This window comes from Vibrio sp. VP6 (assembly GCF_028823755.1).
In the GTDB taxonomy this organism is placed as follows: Bacteria; Pseudomonadota; Gammaproteobacteria; order Enterobacterales; family Vibrionaceae; genus Vibrio; species Vibrio parahaemolyticus.
In genome coordinates, this window is the sequence record NZ_JAPEID010000132.1 from 1 (window position 1) to 1,504 (window position 1,504).

Annotated in this window: 1 protein-coding gene; it reads right to left on the reverse strand. The window is 41.6% G+C overall.

Annotated features, from left to right (window positions below; genetic code table 11):
- Window positions 1-1,295, reverse strand: a 1,295-nt coding sequence (locus tag OU793_RS24430; protein WP_274647900.1) for a DUF4158 domain-containing protein, incomplete at its 3' end; no start/stop codon positions are given.
- Window positions 1,296-1,504: the final 209 nt, after the last annotated feature.

The following is a 1,504-nucleotide window of genomic DNA, read 5'->3' on the forward strand; positions in this document are numbered from 1 at the left end:
GCTGAAGCGGGAACTTTTCTGAGCTGCTTTCTGTACATGTGTGTGAGTACATCTAAAGCACTCTTTAGTTGCACTGCACAAGGAGCTGCACTGAAATGCAAAGTAGACAACATTCGTGGCGCATATTTTCTTAATGTGCTGTATTTATCTATGATTAAGTGGAGAGGATCATAATTGTCTCTTTTCGCTAGGCTTTGAGTTTCTTCAATACTGGTAACGAACGCTTCCCAAGGAAGAATGTCTTCAATAGCCTCGTAAGGATCTTGACCAGACTGTCGCGCATTCAATAGTGCTTCACCTACTGATATGTATTGGCGTAGTTTATTCCTGATAAGTTTGCCGGATTGTTGAAGCCGCTCTGCTTGTGAATATTTTGCCTTGCTGAAAATACTCCCTAGTATTCGTTCATGTAGCTCAATGATCTCATCAGTTAATGTAGCTCGGGCTTCTTCTAGTACACAGACTAATGTTGCATATCGCCGTTTAGCGGAGAACTTGGCCAGATCTCTGCTACTCATCTTTTTCCCTTCACGTGCCAATTTTAATAAGCGATTTTGATGAACGCTTCTTTCTATCCCTTTTGGTAAAGCTATATTCTGTATGGTCGTTAGTCGATCGATATGTCGTAAGACACTCTTTCCATTTGCTGTCCCTGGCGGCTGCAACAACCACGCTAACCGTGAAGGTCGTCCCCCTTCGGATACGAGAAGATTATCAAGCGCATCTCGATGTTTCTGAGTTAAAGAAGTAGTGAGAGAAGAAAATACCGCTTTATCGGCAAGAGTTGTGGTTTCAGCTAATGTGCGTTCAATAACTTCAATTGTGGGAAAAATTATATGGTTATTATGTAGCCATTCAAGCATCTCTTCAGCAAGAAGAAATGCACGTTCTGTTCGCATTGCGTGGGGTAGAAGATGATTGATACAATCCTGTTTTCTCTGCTTGTTAAAGGGATTCAAACCGAGATAACGATATAGCTCTGCTAAATGTTCCCAGCGAGTTTCTTCTCTTTCTGCGTATTTCCCCCAAAGGTCAGAAGACAAGGACAGTCTCATCGAAACTCTAGATGCAATGCCCCCATGGGGAGGGTGCTGAGTATCAGGAAGAAACCCAGGCCCACGCAAGTAACAAAGCATGATAGCAAAGCCAAATCGGTTTTCTGATTTACGATGCTTGTTTATCAAACTGATATCTTGGTCGCTAAGGAAGCTGATCCGAGTCAAGATAATATCGTCATCAGGTATCACTAGCAGGTTTTCTTTTTCCTCGATACTCAATATTTGTCGTCTCGGCATAACATCTTCCTAACTTATTGGAGCTTGATAGAAAATACATGTACGAAACTGTTCGGTTTCGTACCCCTACCATATAATATGTACTAAACTATACCAAAGTAATTTCGTACACCCTTTGTAATTAGTACTCCCTTTTCGTACAGGAAAATGAACTATGTCACGTGTTTTTGCCTATTGTCGAGTGTCCACTTTAGAGCAAACGATAGAAA